This window comes from Sphingomonas aerolata, from assembly GCF_023935825.1.
Taxonomy (GTDB): domain Bacteria; phylum Pseudomonadota; class Alphaproteobacteria; order Sphingomonadales; family Sphingomonadaceae; genus Sphingomonas; species Sphingomonas aerolata.
Genome location: NZ_CP098762.1, coordinates 195,789 through 215,583 on the forward strand (window position 1 = coordinate 195,789; position 19,795 = coordinate 215,583).

The following is a 19,795-nucleotide window of genomic DNA, read 5'->3' on the forward strand; positions in this document are numbered from 1 at the left end:
CGATGATCTGTGCGACGACCGGGTAACAAGAAGTATTGGCTTAAACCGTATTGAAATACGATCTTCAGGAATTAGTCATGACACAGCATCGCAAAACATGGCAGCGTCCAGTACTTGTTCGCATGGATGCCGCCGACGCCGATAGCGCATCGCTGATGTATAATCGCGATTATTATCACCGCCAGATGGGCCCGTCCTGATTCCACAGTCCCGGCGGGTCGACGAAGCGCACCGGGGCGCGTCGACCTCGGGAACGCAGTCACGATCATAGCGGTGCCGCGCCCAGAAATGTGCGGTCACCCAGCTACGAACTACGCTAACTCGCATTCCGGTTCGATAATGACGGTGCATGATTCCGCTAACTTTCACAGCCGCTCGATCACGACACCGGGATTTTTCAAGCAAATCCGGTTGGTTCACGGGTGACGAATCACCACGATCATTCATGCGATCCGCCAATTTTCAAATGGTAAGGAAAACTATTCACGCATTTTGGCCTTTTCATGCAATTATTGCGAAAGCCAGAAGCTGATCGACATGCCGCCGATACAGCGAATGCTACAAGGGGTATCGAAATGGTCAAGACTCGCAAGACATGGCAGCGCCCTGCACTTGTTCGCATGGACGCAGCAGATGCCGAGAATTTCGGACAGGCCTATAACCGCGACCAGTTTCGTCGTCAGATGGGCCCATCCTGATCTTCAGGCCTGAATAGGCACGGGAAATCGCGCGGCGGTAATGCCGCGCGATTTTTTGTTGGGCATCGATCGGCCCGCCAGGCGCGCCGCCTCCGCGGACGGCCTGCGAAACGCTTCAAAAAGCATGGGAATTCTGTTTGGCGCGTGCAGATTTGGATACGCCGGTCCGCCGCAGCACATCGGCGGCAACGGCGGAGATTGACGGGCAACTGGTCGCGCTCGATATCAACAAGGGCGTTTGCTACGGCCTCAACGAGGTCGGTACGCGCATCTGGGGCCTGATCGAATCCCCCATGTCTGCGCGAGCGATCAGCGCGATTCTCGTGGACGAATATGACGTCGACCAGGCGACCGCCGAGGAGCAGACGCTCGATCTGATCCTCGAGCTGCTCGCGACGGAGTTGGCGATATCCGCCTGATCCGCGGAGGCACGCGCATCGATCGGGAGCGCATGGCGTGACAGCGATCTATGGCCTGACGCACTGGTCCGACCGGGACGTCGATGCCGATGCCGACCGCATGGGTACGGTGCTGGCCCGCTATGGCCGCGACGCGCACGAAACCTGGCGGGGAGGGACGATCGCGCTGGGCGCGCGTCACGCCTTCCTGCTCGACGAGGACCGGTTCGTCGCCCCGATCCATGCCCGCGACCGCCGCTACGCCGTGGTTGCGGACGTGCATCTTACCGAGCGTGCGGAGCTGGAACGCGAACTCGGCCATTCGGGCGGGTCGGCGGCAGCGCTGTCCGATGCGATGCTGGTCGCCGATGCGATCGAACATTGGGGCGAGGACGCGTTCGACCGCCTCTATGGCTGGTTCGCGATCGCCGCCTGGGACACGCAGGACCAGCGGCTGCTGCTCGCGCGCGACTTCATCGGCAAACGCCCGCTTTATTATCTGCGCGCCGAGGACGGCACGCTCGCCTTTGCCTCGATGCCCGACGCGCTGCACGCGCTCGGCATCGTCCCACGCGCGGCGGACGAGGACCAATATCTACGCCTGTTCCGCCGCGCGCCGCTTTCGCCGGATCGCACGCCGATGGCCGGTATCTCGCGCATCATGCCGGGATATTATGGCGTCTTCACCGCGCAAGGGGCGACGACGCACGCCTATTGGAAACCTGATCTGACGCCGTTGCGACGCCAGACGCAGCGCGACTATGAGACCCAGATGCTCACCCGGCTCGACGCCGCGGTCACGGCGACGCTGCGCGGCGCGGGCGACGAGATCGCCGCGCATCTCTCGGGCGGGTTCGATTCAACGACGGTGGTCGTGACGGCGGCGCGGCTGCTTGCGGATACGCCGAAGCGGATCGTCACCTATACCGCCGCCCCGCATCACAGGCCGCAGACCTACCAGACGCATCATTTCTCCGACGAGAGCGCGCTCGCCGCCGAAACCGCGGCGATGTATCCAAATGTCGAACATGTGGTGATCCGCAGCGACACCCCGACGCTCGCGGCGCTCGACCGCACCGTGGATCTCTATCCCGAGCCGATTCCCAATCTGTGCAACATGGTGTGGGTCGACGCGATCAACACGGCGGTGCAGCGCCGCAGCATCCGGATCCTGCTCGAAGGCACGATGGGCAATCTCTCGATCAGCGCATCGGGCGTCGCGGCGCTGCCGGCGCTGGCGCGACGCGGACGGTTGCTCGCCTGGGCGCGGCTCGGCCGGGCGCTGGTCCGGTCGGGGTGGATGCGCTGGCCGGGCGTCGGCTGGAACACGATCGGCCCGTTGTTGCCCGTATCGCTGTGGAAACGGGTGATGCGCGCGCGGGGCATCGTGATGCCGTCGGTGGCGACCGCCATCCCGCTGCTCCCTGAGACGCTTGCCCGGGTCGAGGCGCGCATCGCCGCAGAGAACCGGACGATCGACCCGGCGCATGCGGCGGACCTGTCCGACGCGATGCGGTACGGCACCGATCCTGTCGGCGCCAATCTGCGCATGGTGGCCGGCAATGAGGACGGCAGCTTTTTCAAGGCGATGCTGGCGGAGTTCAGGATCGACGTCCGCGATCCGCTTGCCGACCGACGCCTCGTCGAATGGGCGCTGCGCGTGCCGGTCGAACGCTGGGCCTGGGGCGGCGAGCCCCGCGCGATCCTGCGCGAGGCCATGCGGGGCAAGGCACCGCCGAGCGTGCTCGATACCCGGCTGCGCGGCTATCAGGGCGCCGACTGGCCCGTCGCGCTCGTCGCCTCGCGCGACCGGCTGCGCGACGAGATCGACCGGATGAAGATGTTCGAGCAGACCGCCGGGACGATGGATGTCGACCGGCTCCAGAAGCTGGTCGACGACATGCCGCCCGCCGATTCACCGCTCTGGACGGATATCGCCTATGAGATCGCCTATCGCGAGAATCTGCTGCACGCCGTCGCACTGGCCAGCCACATGCGTCGGACCGCCGGGAGCAATTATTGATGACCGCGGACGATCGTCTCGATCCGGGTATTCAGCGGCTGATCGCGGCGGTCGACGGCCGCCCCGATGCGATGGTCGCGCTGGCCCTGACTCTCCTGTTGCCCCGCGGCCTCGCGCAAACCGCGCGCCGGTTGTGCGACGCTGCGCTGGCGCTCGCCCCCGATGATCGCGAGATCGCAGCACAGGCGCGCCGGATTCGATCGGCCGGGGTCGGCAAATGGTATTTCACGATGGTGCAGGACGATGATCGCCACGCGCTCTACGCCGAGGCGCTGGGCCGCGTGATGCCCGCCGACGCGACGCTGCTCGATATCGGTGCCGGGACCGGCCTCTTCGCGATGATCGCGGCGCGGGCCGGTGCCGCGCGCGTCATCGCCTGCGAGCGGGATTCCGCGGTTGCCGCGGCCGCATCCGCGGTCGTCGCCAGAAACGGCTATGCGGACCGCGTGACGATCGTCGCGAAGGACGCGCGCGACCTGCAGATCGGAGTTGATCTGGCCGCCCCTGCGAATCTGCTGCTGTGGGATAATCTCGCGAACAACCTGATCGGTGCGGGCGGACTGAAGACGGTCAAGGATGCGCGCGCGCGCCTGCTCACGCGGGACGCGGTGATCATGCCGTACCGGGCCGAGATCATGGTCGGGCTCGCCACGCATCGTCGCCCCGCCGATTATGCGATGGGCATCGTCGACGGCTTCGACATGACCCCGTTCAACCAGCTCGCGGTCGCCCATGATACGCCAGACCGGGGGGCAATCGACCTTCGCTCGAACGGCGTCGCGATCTTCGACATGGACTTTACCGGCCCGCCGATCCCGGCGGCGCGCAACGCCGTCACGGTCCACGCCACCGCAGGTCGGGTGCACGGGATCGTCCAGTGGATCCGCTTCCATCTGACCGAGGGGATCGTCTACGACACGATCGATCCCGGCGTGCGGGCGTTCGAAACCGAGGTGACGCCGGTCGAGCCGTTCGACGTCACGGACGGGCAGGCGGTGGTGATATGCGGCCGGCACGACCGCGACGTGCCATGGTTCTGGCTGGAGGCGTGATCGTGCCACACCGCCAGGACGGATTCTGGACCAAGTTCGGCCGCTTTTCGTGGGAGGAGCGGTTCGCGCTTGCCGAGGCGACCATCCTGCTGACGGTCTCCGCACCGCTGATCCGCCACGCGGCGCTGCCCCGGCTCGGCCGGATTGCCTCGCGCCCGCTGCCCCGCCCGCTCCCGCCAGGGCCACGCCGGCGCGACCTGGCCGAGATCATCGCCTGGGCCGTCGATCGCGCGGCCAAGCGCAGCCGCCTGCGCGCGCTGTGTTTCGAGCGCGGGCTCACCGCACAGGTCATGCTGCGGCGGCGCGGGGTCGATTCGACGCTGTTCTATGGGATCCGCCCCGGTTCGACGATGCCGCTCGACGCGCATGTCTGGGTTCTCGATCAGGGATTTGACGTGACGGGCACGCCACCCGATGGAGGCTATGCGATCCTGGCGTCGTTTCCGCCGGGACGTGAGGCCAGCGGATTTCGGCCGTGCTGAACCTCGACGCACTGCTCGACGGCGATGCCCAGATCGCCACCCCGGAATTTGCGCTCGTCGTAGCAGCGACGCGGTGGCCGCATGATCCGCGCTGGGCAGCACGAATTCGCGATCTGGCGTCACGGGTCACCGATTGGCCGCGCGTCGCGGCGATCGTCGAGCGCCACCGCGTTGCCGGCCTGTTTGCGGCAGGCCTGAACGATGCGGGCCTGCCAGACATCGATGCCGGGACCGACGCTCGCGCCGCGATCGGGGCGCTCGCGCGGGACAGCGCGGTGCAGGAGCTGCAATCCGTCTTCGAAACGCTTCACCTTGTTCGTGCGCTGGAGGGGGCCGGCATTCCCGTCCGGGTGCTGAAGGGCGCGACTGCGGCGATGCTCGCCTTTGGCCGCTACGGTGTCCGCTACAGCATGGACATCGATCTGATCGTCGCCAAGGACCAGGTCGCGCACGCCGCCAGCCTGCTCGACGCGCGGGGCTATGTGCGGATCGCGCCGGCGGCCGATGCGAGCGCGGCGACGATGCGGGCGCGGATGGCGCGCTACAAGGATCTCGCATTCGAACATCCGGATTCGGGGCTGATGGTCGAGCTGCACTGGCGCCTGTTCCAGAATCCCTATCTGCTGCGCGGCGATGATCTCGATGCGCGCGAGCCGATGCAGCTCGTGCCGGGCGCCAGCGTGGCGGTTCTCCCGCGCGCGCCCGCGATCCTGTACCTGTTCGCGCATGGTACCGAACATGGCTGGGCGCGATTGAAATGGCTGGCTGATATCGGCGCGATCCTTGCCGCCGAGACGCCCGCCGACCTCGATCAATTCTATGCGCGTGCACAGAAGCGGGGGGCGGCACGACTGGTGGCGGCGGGACTTATTCTAAGCCACGCGCTGTATGAGACCGCGCTGCCCGGCGCGATCCGGGACGATCTGGCCCACGACTGGCGGCTTCGGTCGCTGGTGCGCACCGCTTATGCGAGCCTGATCGGCGACGAGGATGGCCGCGAACTCGAGCAGGTCGCGCATGCGACGACGCGCAAGAACCTCAGCCACTATCTGATCTCGCGCGATCCGCGTTTCGTGATCCACGAACTGCGCTACGATCTGCTCGACCGCAGTGCGGAGGGGCTGAAGGGCGGCTCGCGGCTAGGCCGAGTGTCGCGACGGCTTTGGGCACTGTCCGGCGGCCGACGCCATGCCCAAAATGGCTAGGGCTCGACGGATTTCACGATGGTCTCAAGCCACGATGATTAATGCACCCCTGATTTTGGTATTGCAGTTCATATGTCTGGGATGTTTTAGATCTCCAATATCTGTCAGTATATTGTGTAATTAGCAGACTTTATCACCATCTAGCGATTTGATTGATCATTTTTAGATTATATTTCCTCGCAACGCTGCTCTGATGTTGCACGCAGGATATTTCGTCGGTAGGTTTGATCCGATCGGCGCGATAAAGTCTGATTACTCATTTGCGCCAACCGTCGGGTCCCCGTCATAATCTGCTGTCAGCCTAGGAGGCGCTGCTTTGAAGGTCGCGCTTTTCAATGTGAAATACAGCCCGAATCTGGGCGATGGGCTGCTGTCCGAATGCACTGAGCTCGAATTGCACCGCGCCGGGATCGATGCGGTCTCGATCGATCTTGCCGGCAGGACGGGCTACGCGCCCGGTAATGCCAGCCGGGGCAGGATGCTCGCCGTGCTTGAGGGAATGCCCGCACCGCTGCGCCGCGTCGCGACCCGCACGATCCTCTCGGCGCTGGCGGCGATCCGGTTGCGCCCGGCGTTTCGCCGCCAGCTCGTCGATTGCGATGCAGTCGTCGTCGGCGGCGGCAATCTGTTCAGCGACAGCGATCTTAATTTCCCCGTCAAGATCCACGCCGCGCTGTCCGAAGCGGTGAACCTGCCGGCCGCGGTCTTTGCGGTCGGCGTGGCGCGGAACTGGTCCGCGACCGGTAGGCGATTGTTCGCCGACGGATTGCGGAATGCCACGATGGTCTATGCAACGGTGCGTGACGAACGATCGCGAGAGATCTGGGACGACCTCCTTCCCGCACCGATCCCCCGCGCGGGGCTGGTTCGCGACCCGGGTCTGCTGGCCAGCCGGCACTATCCGCGAGGCCCCGCCTCCGCCGATCGCCGTAGCGTCGGGCTGTGCATCACCGATCCGCTCGCGCTGCGCTATCACGGCCATGACACGGATGCCGGAGACATGGCGCACTGGTATGGTGGCGTCGCGACGGCGCTTGCCCAGGCGGGATGGACCGTCGGGCTGTTCACCAACGGCAGCCCCGAAGACCGGGCGTATCTCAATCGCAACGCGGCAGACTGGATCGCGGCAGCCGCGCCGACCCACATCACCCGCATCGCCGATTTCGCCACGCCCGGTGACCTCGCCACGTTCATCTCGAGCTGCGACCTGATGGTTGCGCACCGCATGCACGCCTGCATCGCCGCGCATTCCTTCGCGGTCCCGACGATCCTGCTCAAATGGGACCCGAAGCTGGAAAGCTTTGCCGAGATTGCGGGCCGATCGGCCTATTTCGTCGACCCCGCGACGATCACGCCGACCGCGCTGGCCGAGCTGGCCGCACGAGCCGAGCAGGCCGGGGTCGATCGGGCCGCGTGCACGGCATTGATCGATGCGGCGGCCAGCGACGTTGCGGCGCTTGCCCGCGCACTCAGGGCGGCGGTCGCGGCGCGTTCATGATCGATCATATCGTCGTCATCAACGACCTGTCGGTACCCAAGGGCGGGGCGACCGCACTTGCGCTAGCGTCCGCATCGGCGTTCCGCGCACGCGGCTACCGCGTCACCTTCATCACCGGCGATGATGGCGACAACCCGGCGCTTCGCGACCAGGGTGTCGAGATCGTCGCACTGGGAAGCAAGCGGCTGCTGTCGGGCGGCGCGCTCACCGCGCTGACCCGAGGCGTCTATAATCGCGCGGCTGCCGACATGGTCGCGCGCTGGATCGCCGCGAATGATCGCCCGTCGACGGTGTATCATGTGCATGGCTGGGCACAGATCCTGTCGCCCTCGCTGTTCGCCGCGATCGCGCCGGTGCGGGCGCGGCTCGTCTATTCGGCGCATGATTTCTTCCTGGCCTGTCCAAACGGCGCGTTCGCGTTTCTGAAGACCGGCGCGGTCTGCACGCTGACGCCGATGTCACCCGGCTGCATCGGCGCGAACTGCGATCGTCGCAGTTACGCGCACAAGCTCTGGCGGGTCGGTCGGCAGGCGGTGCAACGCCATCATTATGATCCGCGCCAATCGCCGCCCGTTCTGGCGATCCACGAATCGATGCGCCCGTATTTGATGCGCGCGGGCATTCCGGACGCGGCGATCGAAGCACTGCCCAATCCGGTCGTGCCCTGGTGCAGCACCCGGGTCGAGGCCGAACGCAACGCCGAAATCCTGTTCATCGGCCGCCTCGAAGCGACCAAGGGACCCGATCTCGCAGCCGCGGCGGCGCGGGCCGCGGGGTGCACCTTGCGCGTGATCGGTGACGGCGTCCTGCGCGAGTCGTTACAGGCCAGCTATCCCGAAATGTCCTTCATGGGCCAGCAACCGCCGGCGGCGATCCGCGGCTATGCGGAACGCGCGCGGATGCTCGTCATGCCGAGCCGCTACCCCGAGCCCTATGGGTTGGTCGCGGCGGAGGCGCTGTGGAGCGGCCTGCCCGTCATCATCACCGATACCGCCTTCCTCGCAGACGATATCGTCGCAGCGGGCGCCGGGCTGGCGATCGAACCGCGCGACACGCTAGCGTTTGCCGCCGCGATCCGGCTGATTGCCGAAGATGATGCGCTGGCACGCCGGATGAGCGAGGCGGCCTATGGCCACACCCGCGGACTCGCGCTGACGCCCGACGCGTGGATCGACCGCCTGCTCGACGCCTATGCACGTCGCCTGGCTATGGCAGCGTGACCGACGCCGGCGCGGGAAGCAGCAGCGGCAATGCGCCCCCGCGTGCACCCCGGCGGTCCGCCCGGGCGGTCCTGGCCGCGGTTGTCGTCGCATAGCCGGTCTTGACGACGCCCTTACCGTCGTCGGCCATAGTGGTTTTTCCGGCGCGGACGCTGCCGGCGCCACGGCGCTCGCTACCGGCAAGGACCCGATAGGGATTGGCGAGCGCCGTCGCGCGTAGCCGTTGCGCACGCATCGGCAGGATCGCCGCGCCCAAGGCCGCCATGCCATAGAGCAACCGCATCGCGTCGATCGAATGATGGAAAAACGCCGACCCCGCGAATTCGCCGAGCGTCAGGCCGATCGCGCCAAGCCCGGCAATATCCGCGCTGCGCACCATCGGCAGGCCGAGCAGCAGCAACAGCGCCAGCGCATAGGCGATGATTGCGCCCAACGGAGCCGCGATCAGATCCGCGGCGGACAGCAGACCCGCCGCGACGACGAGCAACACCAGGCCGCCGCGCGCGGCCATGACCACGTCTGCGCCGGTGATCCAGTGGGAGGGTCCTCGAATCATGGCTATAGCCATAACCGGGACACCTCAATTTCGGGTTAAACCCGTCGTGGATCGCGATCAGAAATAGCGTTCGCCGACGCGGATCGTATCGCCGGGCTGGACCTCGATCGGCTGCTCGCGAATGACGACGGTGCGCTCCTCGGTCGCCCGCGCGCGACGGATATAGATATGGTTGCGATTGGCCCGATAGGAGAACCCGCCCGCGGCCGCGACCGCCTGCTCGATCGTCATGCCGTTCACGAACGGAAACTCGCCCGGCCGTGCGACTTCGCCCAGGATATAATAAGGGCGATAGTTCAGGACCTCGACGCTGACGTGCGGATTGTTGACATAGCCCTGGGCAAGGCTTGCCGTCACCGATTGCGACACCTGCTCGATCGTCTGGCCACCCGCCTTGATCGCGCCGATCAGCGGGAACGCGACGGTCCCCGACGGCGTGATGCTATATTCGCCGGTCAGATTGGGCTCGTTATACACCGTGATCCGCAACTTGTCGCCGGCACCCAGCCTGTATCCCTCAACGATCGCCATGTCGGACGCGGAAAGAACCGGCGGCTCCGCCTGCGTGCATCCGGTCGCCACCGACAGGGATGCAATGATGACGGCCCGGAAATAGACTATAGGACGCATGATTTTCCCCAAACTATGATTGTCATGACTGTATCGGAATTGCCGATAAAGAGAAATACAGAGATATCAGCTTGGGATAACCGTCGCCGCCAATGGCATGGCCGATTCCCGGCGATGGTATCGTCTTGATAGCCATACCCGAACCGGTCCATCATAATAGCGCATGGCGACAATCGAGGCGGCAATTACGATCGCCAGGGATGCTACGATAATGGTCGCGGGCGCGAAACCCTGCCGCAACCCGATAAATGCGACCGACAACACTATCGGATAGTGAAGGATGTACAGCGGATACGAGAGATCGCCCAGGAACGCGGCCACCCGCCGCCATCGGGGCGGCACCTCGAACCGGCTCCCCGCCCAGACGAGCAGCGGCCCGCCAACCAGAACGAACGCGAGATCCCTCGCCAGAGACGCCGCGCCGGTGAGCGGCAGCGCGAGGCAGAGCAGCAGCACCGCTGCCAGCGCCATGCTCGCCTTGGCCGATGGCCGCGCCGTGATCGCCGGTAATCGGGCCAGCAGCATCCCGATCGGAAAGCCGTACAACACCCGCGCCAGCCCGAACGGCAGTCGATCCGCGGTCGATCCGGCGATCAGCCGGTCGGTCCCGTAGAGCATGGGCCCCGCGACGATCACCACCGCCGCAGCGACCGCCAGCGCGACGATCCACAGGGTTCGGGCGCGGAACAGGATCCATGCGTAGATCAGGTTGACGAACAGCTCGAACGACAGCGACCAGGCTGGTGCGTTCAGCGGAAACACACTGGGATAGGGAAGGAGATAGGGCAGCATCAGGAGGTTGCTGACCGTGGCGAGCACCAGCTGCCCACCGTCGAGCGCAAACCGCGCGTGCAGATGCGACTGCGCCAGAACCTTGACCAGCCCCAGGCCTGCCCCGACCAGGAACAGCGGATAGAGCCGGATGAGCCGCATCCCCACGAACGGCCCGAACCGCATCGTCGTCGACAGACGACGGTCATACGCCGTGGCGATGACATAGCCGCTGAGCACGAAGAAGAAATCGACTGCCAGATACCCGCCGGGCATCAGCGGCACGAAGACGATATCGCCGACGTGCAGCGCGATCACCGCAATCGCCGCGAGCCCCCGCAGAAGATCGAGCAGCAACTTGCGGTCATGATCGGCCCCGGTGCGCGCGGCCGGGGTAACGGCCGTCATCGTCGCACCGCCCGCTGCGCCGCAAAGGGGAATCGATTGCCGCGCAACGCGGCGCAGGGCTGACGATCGACGTGGCGGCCGACACGCGTGCCGCGCCGCCGCGTACCCGCAATCGAACGCGTGATGATCGCCGTCATGATTCGCTTCGCCCTTCGGTTCGACAATGAGACGGAGACAGGATCAGGGATCCGTACGGCGTTGAGAACAGAAACTTTACTGCCAAAGTCCCAGACACAACCAGACCCGGCCTGCCCGACATCATGTGCTTTGGCGACGGTATCTACGTTTTCTTCGGACAAGACATCGCTATTCATGACCATTGTAAATAATCGCCGCTTTCATTGCAGCGAGGCGTCTCGGCCGGGACCGAAATGGCGATAGCATCGGGACCGCCGATGCCGACCGGCGCCCGGTCCGCGGACACCTCGCACCGCTGACGCATGATGCCGATGCGGCCAGGCCGAAGAGCGCCCGGCTTGCAAAAACCCCAAGGGGTTCGGCGCGAGCGACTCAAAGTCTTCCTATACAGTTCAGGTTCTTATCGGTGAAACACCTGCTTACTGCGGATCAGCAAGACCTAGCATCGATTGCCGTGATCGTCTGATATCATGTTCCGATCGAGCCCGAAGGCAGGACGTCTGATCATATGTCCTCTGGCCTTATCCCGCCTTCACAGCCTCCCCATACAACCCCCTCCTACATTATGAAATGTATTGGAGCCTACTCGACAGGACGCATGTTACAGCATCGATTGTAAGATCAATTTTTTACCAAACGAGACACCAACTGTAACTTGCATACAATAACGATCATTTGCCGCATCGGCAGAATATTGTAGTTATACGGATGTGATGGGGCACGGCTTCTCCGATCCTGCCGAAGTTCGACACGAGACGACGGCGGGGCCGGGCAGAGCTCTTGGGGGGCGGCGTATTGGTTGAGCGTAAGAAGAGTGTCGCGCTGATCGCGCGGGCAGTGTGCGCAACGTTGCTCATCGGCGGCGGCGGCAGGGCCGGCAGTGCGTCGGCGCAGATGTCGGCGGGCCGGTTCGGCGCGCAGTCGGTGCTCGAGCGCACGCGGCCGGACTATGATCCGATCGGGCTTCGCCTCGGGACGTTCACGATCCTGCCCTCGCTCGACGCGAACACGGGCTACGACAGCAATGTCCGCGCGCTGCAAAGCCCGGTGCTCGACGACCTCATCTTCACGCTGCGCCCCGCGGTCGTCGCGCGATCCAACTGGTCGCGCAATGCGGTCACGGTGCGGGCGAGCAGCGACATCCAACGCTTTGTCGACCGTCCCGTCGAAAATGCCGAACAATATCAAATCGGCGCCGATGGTCGCTTCGATATCGGCAGCAGGACGCATCTGGTCGCGGACGCCCGCGTCGGCCGGCTCATCGAAGCGCGCGGCAGCACCGGCGACACGGCGCTGGACGGCGAACCGGTCAATTTCATGGACTATCATTTCGGCACGGGCGCGGACCATGATTTCGGCCCGCTTCTGACCCGCGCCAGCTTCACTTTCGACGAATTCCGCTATGGCGATCGCAAAGCCGCGGGCGGGCGCAAGGTCGACAACAGCCAGCGCAATTACCGCTCGATCCTCGGCGACATCCAGCTGACGATGCCCGTCGCGCCTGCCGCCGGCGTGTTCGTTCGCGGCACCGTCAATACGGCCGATTACATCAACGAACCTGCCGGGCCGAGCGGCGATTCGACAAGCTATAGCGCGTTGACCGGCATTGCGTTCGGCGTGACCCCGCTGCTCTACGGCAGCATCGGCATCGGATATTTTGCCCAGACCTACCGCGAGCCCTCGCTCGATGGCACCAATGGCCTGAACTATTCCGCGGCGATCACGTGGAACCCGACCCCGCTCGCCACCGCGTCGTTCACGCTCAATCGTGCGCTGCAGCGTGCACCCAGCCCGACGCTGGGCGCGATCACGACGACCACCGGGACGCTGATCGCCGACTACGAGCTCCGCCGGAACCTGATCGTCGGCGCGACCGCGGGCTATTCGCGCAATCTATACGGCCTGATCGACCGCACGCAGACGCAGATGACCGGCTCGGCGCGTGCGACCTATCTGTTCAGCCGACTGATCTCGTCGACGCTCCGGCTCGACTATCTTCGAACCCGCCCCGATCAGGCGAGCGGAGTCAACAGTCTGGGCATTGGCCGACGCTTCGACAAGACCCGAATATTTCTCGGCATGCGGCTTCAACTATGAGCCGCGCGCCGATGATCCGACCAGCAAACGACATTCCCGGGATATGGAGAATGAGCAAGTGACAACCGCGATCCAAGTCTATGGCGGCGGCAATGCCATGCCGATTAGCCCCTATACCCCGCAGGCTAGCGAGGTCGCGCAGGATCGGATCGATGCGCGCGCGCTTGTCGCGATGTTCCGTCGGCGGCTCGGCATCTTCCTCCTGGTCTTCCTCAGCATCCTGATAATCGGCCTGGCGCTGACGTTCCGGCAGACGCCGTCCTATACCGCCGTCGCGCAGGTGTCGCTGAACGTCAAACAATCGGCGCTCACGCCAGCGGGGGTCGGCGAGCGGCCGGATCTCGACCGCGCCGAACCCAGCGCGAATTTCGTCGATACCCAGGTCGAGATCATCCGCTCCGAGGCCTTTGCCCGGCGCGTCGCCTCGGCCCTGGCGTTGCCGACGGATCCGCGCTTCACATCGTTGCAGGAGCCCCGTGGCATCCGCACCTGGATCACAAGCTGGTTCACGGCGCCGCCGAAAGTCGCGCGACCGACCGCGGCGGAGGCGGAAGCCGCGGCGATCACCTATGTTCAGGACGGCGTCACCGCGACGCGGCTGAACTCGACCTATGCGCTCCACATCTCGTTCAGCGACACCGATCCGGCGATGGCGGCGCGGATCGTCAACGAGTTCGCGCGGCAATATACCGAGGGGTCGCTGGCGAAGAAGCAGGTCGAGAACCGCGATTCGACCGCGATGATCGCCCGCCGCGCGGAGGATCTGCGCGCACGCTGGCAGGCCGCCGATGCGGCCGAACAACGCTATCGCATCCAGCACAACCTGACGAGCACGCAGGGCCTGTCGCTCACCGAGCAGGAGATCTCGACGTACAATCAGGCCGTCGCCGCAGCCCGCGCTGCGCTGGCCGAAGACCAGGCCCGCCTGTCGACCGCGCGGGCGCAGCTTCGTTCCGGCTCGCGCGGCGATGATGTCGGGGAGGCGCTGGGGTCGTCCGTCGTGTCGGGTCTGCGCGCGAACCAGTCTGCGCTGAGTGCTCAGGTCGCCGAGCTCACGACCCGCTATGGCGCGCGTCATCCCGACGTGCTGCGCGCGAACAGCCAGCTCGCCGCGATCGACAAGCAGATCAGCAACGAAATCGCGCGTGTCATCTCGAACCTCGCGGCGAAGACGCGGGTGTCGGAGGGCCGTCTCGCGTCGCTGTCCGGAACGCTGAGCGGCGCGCAGGCCGAACTGGCCGGCAACAACGCCGCCACCGTCGAACTCAACAACCTGGCACAGAACAACAAGACCGCACGGTCGACCTATGAATCCTATCTGACGCGCTATCAGGAGCAGCTGGCCCGGCTCGGCACCGAGCAGGCCGATGCCTCCGTCCTGAAGCTGGCGGCGATCCCCGACACCCCGACCAGCCCCAATATCCTGCTCAACCTGATCCTGACGACCGTGCTCGGGTTCGGCTTTGGCCTGGTCGCCGCCTTCCTCACCGAGATGGCGTTCACGGGGCTGACCACGGGCGACGATATCGAACAGCGTCTGGGCGTCCGCTATCTCGGCGCGGTGCCGCTGCTCGCGTCGGTGACCAAATCGGCGAAGTCCCCGCCCTCGGCGATCGCGGCCGAGCCGCGCTCGGCGTTCGCCGAATCGATCCGCAGCCTGCGCGCGTCGATCACCTTTGCCGCCCACGCCCCCGCCAAGGTGATCGCGATCACGTCCGCGCTCGCGCAGGAAGGCAAGACGACGACCTCGATCTGCCTGGCACGGTCGATGGGTCTGGCCGGGGAAAAGGTCGTGCTCGTCGATTGCGACCTTCGCCGCCATGGCGTCAGCCGGTTCCTGCGCACCGAAGCCGATCGCCCGGGCCTCATGCAGGTGCTTCGCGGCGAGGCGACACTCGAAGCCGCGCTGGTCGAGGACACAGCGACCGGGATGATGGTCCTGCCGATCGCCGCGGATGACGATTTTGACGGCGACCTCATGATCGGCGACAAGATGGACGGACTGCTCGACGCGCTGCGTGACCGGTTCGACGTCATCGTGCTCGATACAGCGCCGGTCCTGCCGATCGCGGATGCGCGGCTGATGCTCGGCAAGGCGGATGTCGCGGTGTTTGTCGCGCGGTGGCGCAAGACGCCCGATCATGCGATCCGCTCGGCACTGCGGCTCCTGCCGCTCGACCGCATCCACCTTGCCGGAATCGCGCTGACCAAGGTCGACATCCGCAAACAGGCGCGGTTCGGCTATGGCGACTCGACCTATTATTACCACGACTACAAGGGCTATTATGCCTGAGCTGGCCGTCGATGCCGGCATCGGCAGTCTGGCCCGCCAGGCTGAAACGATGATGCCCGGTGCCCCGTGTCGCGACCCGTGTCGCGACCCGTCCGTCCCGAATCGCAGCCGCCCCGAAGGGTGGCCGCAGCGGGTGGCGATCGTGCATTATTGGCTCGTCACGATGCGCGGCGGCGAACGGGTGGTCGAGCGGCTGCTGCACCTGTTTCCGCACGCCGAGATCTTCACGCATGTCTATGACGCCAGCGCGGTGTCTGAAACGATCCGCGAGCGCCCGGTCCATACCAGCTTCATCAACCGGCTGCCGGGGGCCCGGCGTCATTATCAGAAATATCTGCCGCTGATGCCGATGGCGCTCGAACAGCTCGACCTGCGCGGCTTCGACCTCGTCATCAGCAGCGAATCGGGCCCGGCAAAGGGCGTGATCACCGATCCCGATACAGTGCACCTCTGCTATGCGCATTCGCCGATGCGGTATCTGTGGGATCATTACCATCAGTATCGCGGCAGCGCGGGACGCCTGACCCGTCTGATGATGACCTTGCTGTTCGGCCGGCTCCGCCACTGGGACATGACGAGCGCGGCGCGGATTGACATCGTCGTCGCGAATTCGCAGTTCATCAAGAAACGGATCGCCAAGGCGTGGCGCCGCGATGCGGTCGTCGTCCATCCGCCGGTCGACACGAGTCTCTTCACCCCGGCTGCCGTGGTTGGCGACGAATATCTGTGGGTCGGCCAGATGACGCCCTACAAGCGTGCCGACCTGGCGGTGGATGCGTTCAACGCGCTGCAACTGCCCCTGCTGATGGTCGGTGACGGCGAGATGGCGGCCGAGCTGCGCAAGCGCGCTGGTCCGACGATCCGGATCATCCCGCGGATGCGGTTCGACGAACTGCGCCACGCTTATGCGATGTCGAAGGCGCTCATCTTCACGCCCGAGGAGGATTTCGGGATCGTGCCGGTCGAGATGATGGCATCGGGTCGCCCGGTCCTCGCCTATGCGCGCGGCGGGATCCGCGACAGCCTGGTCGAGCGCAAGACCGGACTGTTCTTCGAACACCAGACGGTCGGATCGCTGATCGACGGCGTTCGCGCGATGGAGGCATGGCTGCCGGAATTCGACCCCGCCGATGCGGTGGCGCAGGCGGAACGGTTCGCCCCCGAGCATTTCGATGCCGGGATCCTGGCGGCGCTGGAGGCATGATGCGCCGCAGGGCCCTGATCGCGGCGATCAGCGCGGCGTTCGCGGTCGCCGGCAGCGCGCAGCAGCAGCCCGCGACTCCGTCGATGCTGCTCGGCGTCCAGACTCATTTCAGCCAGAACTGGCCTGCCGCATGGGGCGATCGGGCGATCGACGTCACCGCCGGGTCGTTGCGCGATTCGATCCCCTGGGCCTCGGGCGAACCGCGTTTGGGCAAATATGCGATCGAGGGTAGCGTCGCTGGCACCCTGTCCCGCTATTGCCACCGCAGCGGCGGTGACGTCCTGCTGACGCTCGACCCGCGCCACCCGCTCTACGACGGCGGCCATACCGTCAGCACGCCGACGGCGATGGCCGCCTATGCGGCCTATGTCGGCACGGTCCTCGATCGCCTCCCCGGCTGCGTTACCGCAATCGAGGTCGGCAACGAGATCAATAGCGGCAACCTGGCCTATACGAAGGGTGTCGACCCCGCCGCCGCCTATGTCGCGCTGCTGACGGTCGTCCGCGACCGCATCAAGCCGCGCCACCCGTCCGTCGCGATCCTCGGCGGATCGACCAACATGATCGGCACCGGGTTTCTCGAAACGCTGTTCAAGGCCGGGATGCTCGGTGTCGCCGACGGCGTCGCGGTGCATCCCTATCGCCATCTGGCGGACAATATCGACTGGGAGATCGCGCATCTCGACGCGACGATGCGCCGCTACGGCACGCCGATCCCGATCTGGGCGACCGAATTCAGCGACAATTACCCGACACCCGATCTCGCCGCGCCCGAACTGGTCAAGTTCGTGACGCTGATGAGCGCGAGCGGGGTCCGGCGCGCCTATTGGTACGCGCTGATCGACCAGCGATTCTTTCGGAACATGGGTCTCTTCACACAGTCGCAGGCGGCCAAGCCCGCGGCGGAGGCCTTCACGCTGCTGACGACGCACATGCTGCCCGCCGGGCGCGCGCAGCGTATCGACACGGGCGATCGCGATGTCCGGCTCTATCGCTTCGGTGCGGATCGCTGGGTGGTCTGGGGTCCATCCGGGACGCTGCGGTTCGATGCGGGGCGCATCCTATCGGCGCGCAACCGGCCCCTGCCCGGCACCAGCGTCGCCATCGGTCCGGATCCGGTCGTCGTGATCGGCGCTGGACGCTTCGCCTTCACGCGCGGCACGGTGCTCGCCGACAGCCTCAGCGGCTATGGCAGCGCCCCCTGGTCCTATTGGGTCGAAGGCGCCGACGGACAGCGCCACGCGCTCGGCATCCTCGACGGGATGTGGACGAGCGCCTTTGGCAGCCGCTTCACGCGGCCCCTGGCGATCAGCGACACCGGCGGCGCGGTCGCGGGCGATGCGGCGCATGCCGCCCGCGCCGTGATCCGCTACACCGCCCCCGCGGCGATGACCGCGCGCGTCGCCGCCTGTATCGCGAAATCACCCGGTGGCGACGGTCTCGACGTCGCGCTTCTGGTCAGGGGCAAGCGGGTCGCAGGCGCGGTCGTCGTCGATCGCTGGACGGCCACCGAGCAGACCGTGACGCTGCGTACCGGCGAGACGGTCGATCTGTCGGTCGGCCCCAACCAGATCCCGGGACACGACGCCTTTACCTATCGGATCCGGCTCACCGAAGCGGGCAGCACGATCTCACCCGACGCCACCAAGGGACCTGCAGGATGCATCTGACGCTCATCGGCGCTGTTCAGCTCGTCATCGGCTTCCTCCTGCTCATGTTCGGTACCGTGCCGGGCATGCTCGCCTTCGTGCTCGTCTCCGCGCTGATGATGGGGTCGTCGGCGATCGATCTTCCCGCGATCGGCGCGTCGTCGATCCCGCCGATCGAGTTCGCCGCCGTGTTCCTCACGATTCGCGTGCTGCTGCCCGGATCGATCAACGTGCCCGCGCTGGCGGCCGCGTTGCGCGCCAACATCCTGATGATCATCTTCGTCGCCTATGGCATCGTCGGCGCGATCCTGTTGCCGCGGCTCTATGCCGGGCAGATCGACGTCGTGCCGATGCGCGTCCGCGCACTCAACCGCTACGAATCGATGGAACGCTTCACCTATGCGACCCAGCGCCTGCTCCCGACGTCGCAGAATCTGACCACCGCCATCTACCTTCTCGGGACGGTGATGGTCGCGATCTGTGCCTATGTGGCGCTCACGCACAAGGATGCATGGCGTCTGCTGGTCAAGACGGTCGCCGTCGTAGCCCTGATCCACGTCGTCATCGGCATCGCCAGCGTGGCGGTGCCGGGCAACGCGGTCCTGACCTTCTTTCGCAACGGCGCCTATGCGCAGATCGACAATAGCTATCGTGGTTTCGTCCGGATGAACGGCATCGCGCCCGAGGCGTCCGCCTATGGCGGATTCGGGTTCATGCTGTTCGTCTTCCTGTTCGAATGCTGGATCCGCGACGTGATGCCGCGTTTGACGGGACCGTGCGCGCTCGCGCTGGGGCTCGCGCTGGGCGCCAGCACGTCGAGCCTGGCCTATCTCGGCCTCGTCTCCTACGCCGTCCTCGTCTTTCTCCGGTCGGTCGTCTTTCCCAAGACGATGCGGGTGGATCGCCTGCTCGTGCTCGGCGCGACGACGATGCTCTTCCTCATGATGGTCGCCGCGGCCAGCGTCTGGTACCCGCGGCTCGTCGCCGAATTCGGCGATATGATCACCCATTTCACGCTCGAAAAATCCCAGTCGCAATCGAGCGAACAACGGCAATTCTGGTCGTTGATCGGTTACCGGGCGTTTCTTGAAAGCTATGGCCTCGGTATCGGCGCAGGCAGCTTCCGGTCGTCGTCGCTGATCACCGCGATCATGGGATCGATGGGCGTGATCGGGATCGTCTGCTTCGTGAGCTATCTGCTGCAGGTCTTCAAACCCCTGCGCCTGAGCACCTATGTCTCCCCCGCCGATCCTCGCGCCGCAGTCGGCGCCGCGGCGTCCTGGGTCTGCTTCGCCTCGATGGTGCCCGCCGCGGTCGGCAGTCCGACGCCCGACCCGGGCGTGCTCTTCGCGGTATTTGCCGGCGCCGCGCTGGCGTTGCGCCCGGCGGTATCGCGCAAGCCGCAGCGGATTCAGGCCGGACCGCCGTCCGGCCAGGCGGCGATGCACGATACCGCGATGGCCTGACCCTGCG

17 protein-coding genes are annotated in these 19,795 nt (G+C 65.6%); 13 read left to right on the forward strand and 4 right to left on the reverse strand.

Going from position 1 to position 19,795, the window contains the following annotated elements; all coding sequences use genetic code 11:
- The first annotated feature begins 77 nt into the window (after window positions 1-77).
- From NEF64_RS19225 to NEF64_RS00925, 8 genes are all read left to right on the forward strand, one after another.
- The gene (locus tag NEF64_RS19225; protein ID WP_261362610.1) at window positions 78-200 is read left to right on the forward strand and encodes a hypothetical protein; all 123 of its coding nucleotides are present in this window, start codon (window positions 78-80) and stop codon (window positions 198-200) included.
- Window positions 201-835: 635 nt separating this feature from the next.
- A complete protein-coding gene (locus NEF64_RS00895; RefSeq protein ID WP_043156544.1) occupies window positions 836-1,117 on the forward strand; it encodes a PqqD family peptide modification chaperone in 282 nt (93 codons plus the stop codon).
- 37 nt (window positions 1,118-1,154) lie between these two features.
- The gene (locus NEF64_RS00900) at window positions 1,155-3,119 is read left to right on the forward strand and encodes an asparagine synthetase B family protein (RefSeq protein ID WP_056406540.1); all 1,965 of its coding nucleotides are present in this window, start codon (window positions 1,155-1,157) and stop codon (window positions 3,117-3,119) included.
- Window positions 3,119-4,171: a 50S ribosomal protein L11 methyltransferase gene (locus tag NEF64_RS00905; RefSeq protein ID WP_056406543.1), complete on the forward strand. Its 1,053-nt coding sequence runs from the start codon at window positions 3,119-3,121 to the stop codon at window positions 4,169-4,171. Before NEF64_RS00900 ends, NEF64_RS00905 begins: the two co-directional genes overlap by 1 nt.
- Complete coding sequence (locus NEF64_RS00910; RefSeq protein WP_162235390.1) at window positions 4,150-4,653, forward strand: lasso peptide biosynthesis B2 protein; 504 nt, start codon at window positions 4,150-4,152, stop codon at window positions 4,651-4,653. Before NEF64_RS00905 ends, NEF64_RS00910 begins: the two co-directional genes overlap by 22 nt.
- Window positions 4,647-5,858 (forward strand): nucleotidyltransferase domain-containing protein, encoded by a 1,212-nt coding sequence (locus tag NEF64_RS00915; RefSeq protein WP_031395398.1) that lies wholly within the window; start codon window positions 4,647-4,649, stop codon window positions 5,856-5,858. The genes NEF64_RS00910 and NEF64_RS00915 overlap by 7 nt, the downstream gene beginning before the upstream one ends.
- A 316-nt stretch (window positions 5,859-6,174) precedes the next feature.
- On the forward strand, window positions 6,175-7,356 hold the full coding sequence (locus tag NEF64_RS00920; RefSeq protein WP_031395397.1) for a polysaccharide pyruvyl transferase family protein: 1,182 nt from the start codon (window positions 6,175-6,177) through the stop codon (window positions 7,354-7,356).
- Window positions 7,353-8,576, forward strand: coding sequence for a glycosyltransferase family 4 protein (locus NEF64_RS00925; RefSeq protein ID WP_056406548.1), 1,224 nt, complete (start codon window positions 7,353-7,355; stop codon window positions 8,574-8,576). The genes NEF64_RS00920 and NEF64_RS00925 overlap by 4 nt, the downstream gene beginning before the upstream one ends.
- On the opposite strand, the gene NEF64_RS00930 is transcribed toward NEF64_RS00925, so the two are convergent.
- From NEF64_RS00930 to NEF64_RS00945, 4 genes are all read right to left on the reverse strand, one after another.
- Window positions 8,563-9,132: a hypothetical protein gene (locus NEF64_RS00930; RefSeq protein WP_156360355.1), complete on the reverse strand. Its 570-nt coding sequence runs from the start codon at window positions 9,130-9,132 to the stop codon at window positions 8,563-8,565. The two genes, NEF64_RS00925 and NEF64_RS00930, sit on opposite strands and share 14 nt — an antisense overlap.
- A 57-nt stretch (window positions 9,133-9,189) precedes the next feature.
- Window positions 9,190-9,762, reverse strand: a complete 573-nt coding sequence (locus NEF64_RS00935; protein WP_056406553.1) for a polysaccharide biosynthesis/export family protein — start codon at window positions 9,760-9,762, stop codon at window positions 9,190-9,192.
- A 66-nt stretch (window positions 9,763-9,828) separates the two neighbouring features.
- On the reverse strand, window positions 9,829-10,941 hold the full coding sequence (locus tag NEF64_RS00940; RefSeq protein WP_056406555.1) for an acyltransferase family protein: 1,113 nt from the start codon (window positions 10,939-10,941) through the stop codon (window positions 9,829-9,831).
- A complete protein-coding gene (locus NEF64_RS00945) occupies window positions 10,938-11,255 on the reverse strand; it encodes a hypothetical protein (protein ID WP_156360356.1) in 318 nt (105 codons plus the stop codon). Before NEF64_RS00945 ends, NEF64_RS00940 begins: the two co-directional genes overlap by 4 nt.
- Window positions 11,256-11,874: 619 nt before the next feature.
- On the opposite strand from NEF64_RS00945, the gene NEF64_RS00950 reads away from it, so the two are divergent.
- The 5 genes from NEF64_RS00950 to NEF64_RS00970 all read left to right on the forward strand — a co-directional run bounded on the left by NEF64_RS00950 (window position 11,875) and on the right by NEF64_RS00970 (window position 19,788).
- Window positions 11,875-13,176 (forward strand): outer membrane beta-barrel protein, encoded by a 1,302-nt coding sequence (locus NEF64_RS00950; RefSeq protein ID WP_156360357.1) that lies wholly within the window; start codon window positions 11,875-11,877, stop codon window positions 13,174-13,176.
- A 58-nt stretch (window positions 13,177-13,234) separates the two neighbouring features.
- A complete protein-coding gene (locus NEF64_RS00955; RefSeq protein ID WP_200912180.1) occupies window positions 13,235-15,469 on the forward strand; it encodes a GumC family protein in 2,235 nt (744 codons plus the stop codon).
- A gap of 163 nt (window positions 15,470-15,632) precedes the next feature.
- Window positions 15,633-16,673 carry a glycosyltransferase gene (locus NEF64_RS00960; protein ID WP_234387617.1) on the forward strand — a complete coding sequence of 347 codons (1,041 nt, stop codon included), beginning with the start codon at window positions 15,633-15,635 and terminating at the stop codon, window positions 16,671-16,673.
- Entirely contained in the window at window positions 16,673-18,343 is a 1,671-nt protein-coding gene (locus NEF64_RS00965; RefSeq protein WP_252574539.1) for a glycosyl hydrolase, read from the forward strand. Before NEF64_RS00960 ends, NEF64_RS00965 begins: the two co-directional genes overlap by 1 nt.
- Complete coding sequence (locus NEF64_RS00970) at window positions 18,334-19,788, forward strand: hypothetical protein (protein ID WP_056406562.1); 1,455 nt, start codon at window positions 18,334-18,336, stop codon at window positions 19,786-19,788. The genes NEF64_RS00965 and NEF64_RS00970 overlap by 10 nt, the downstream gene beginning before the upstream one ends.
- Window positions 19,789-19,795: the final 7 nt, after the last annotated feature.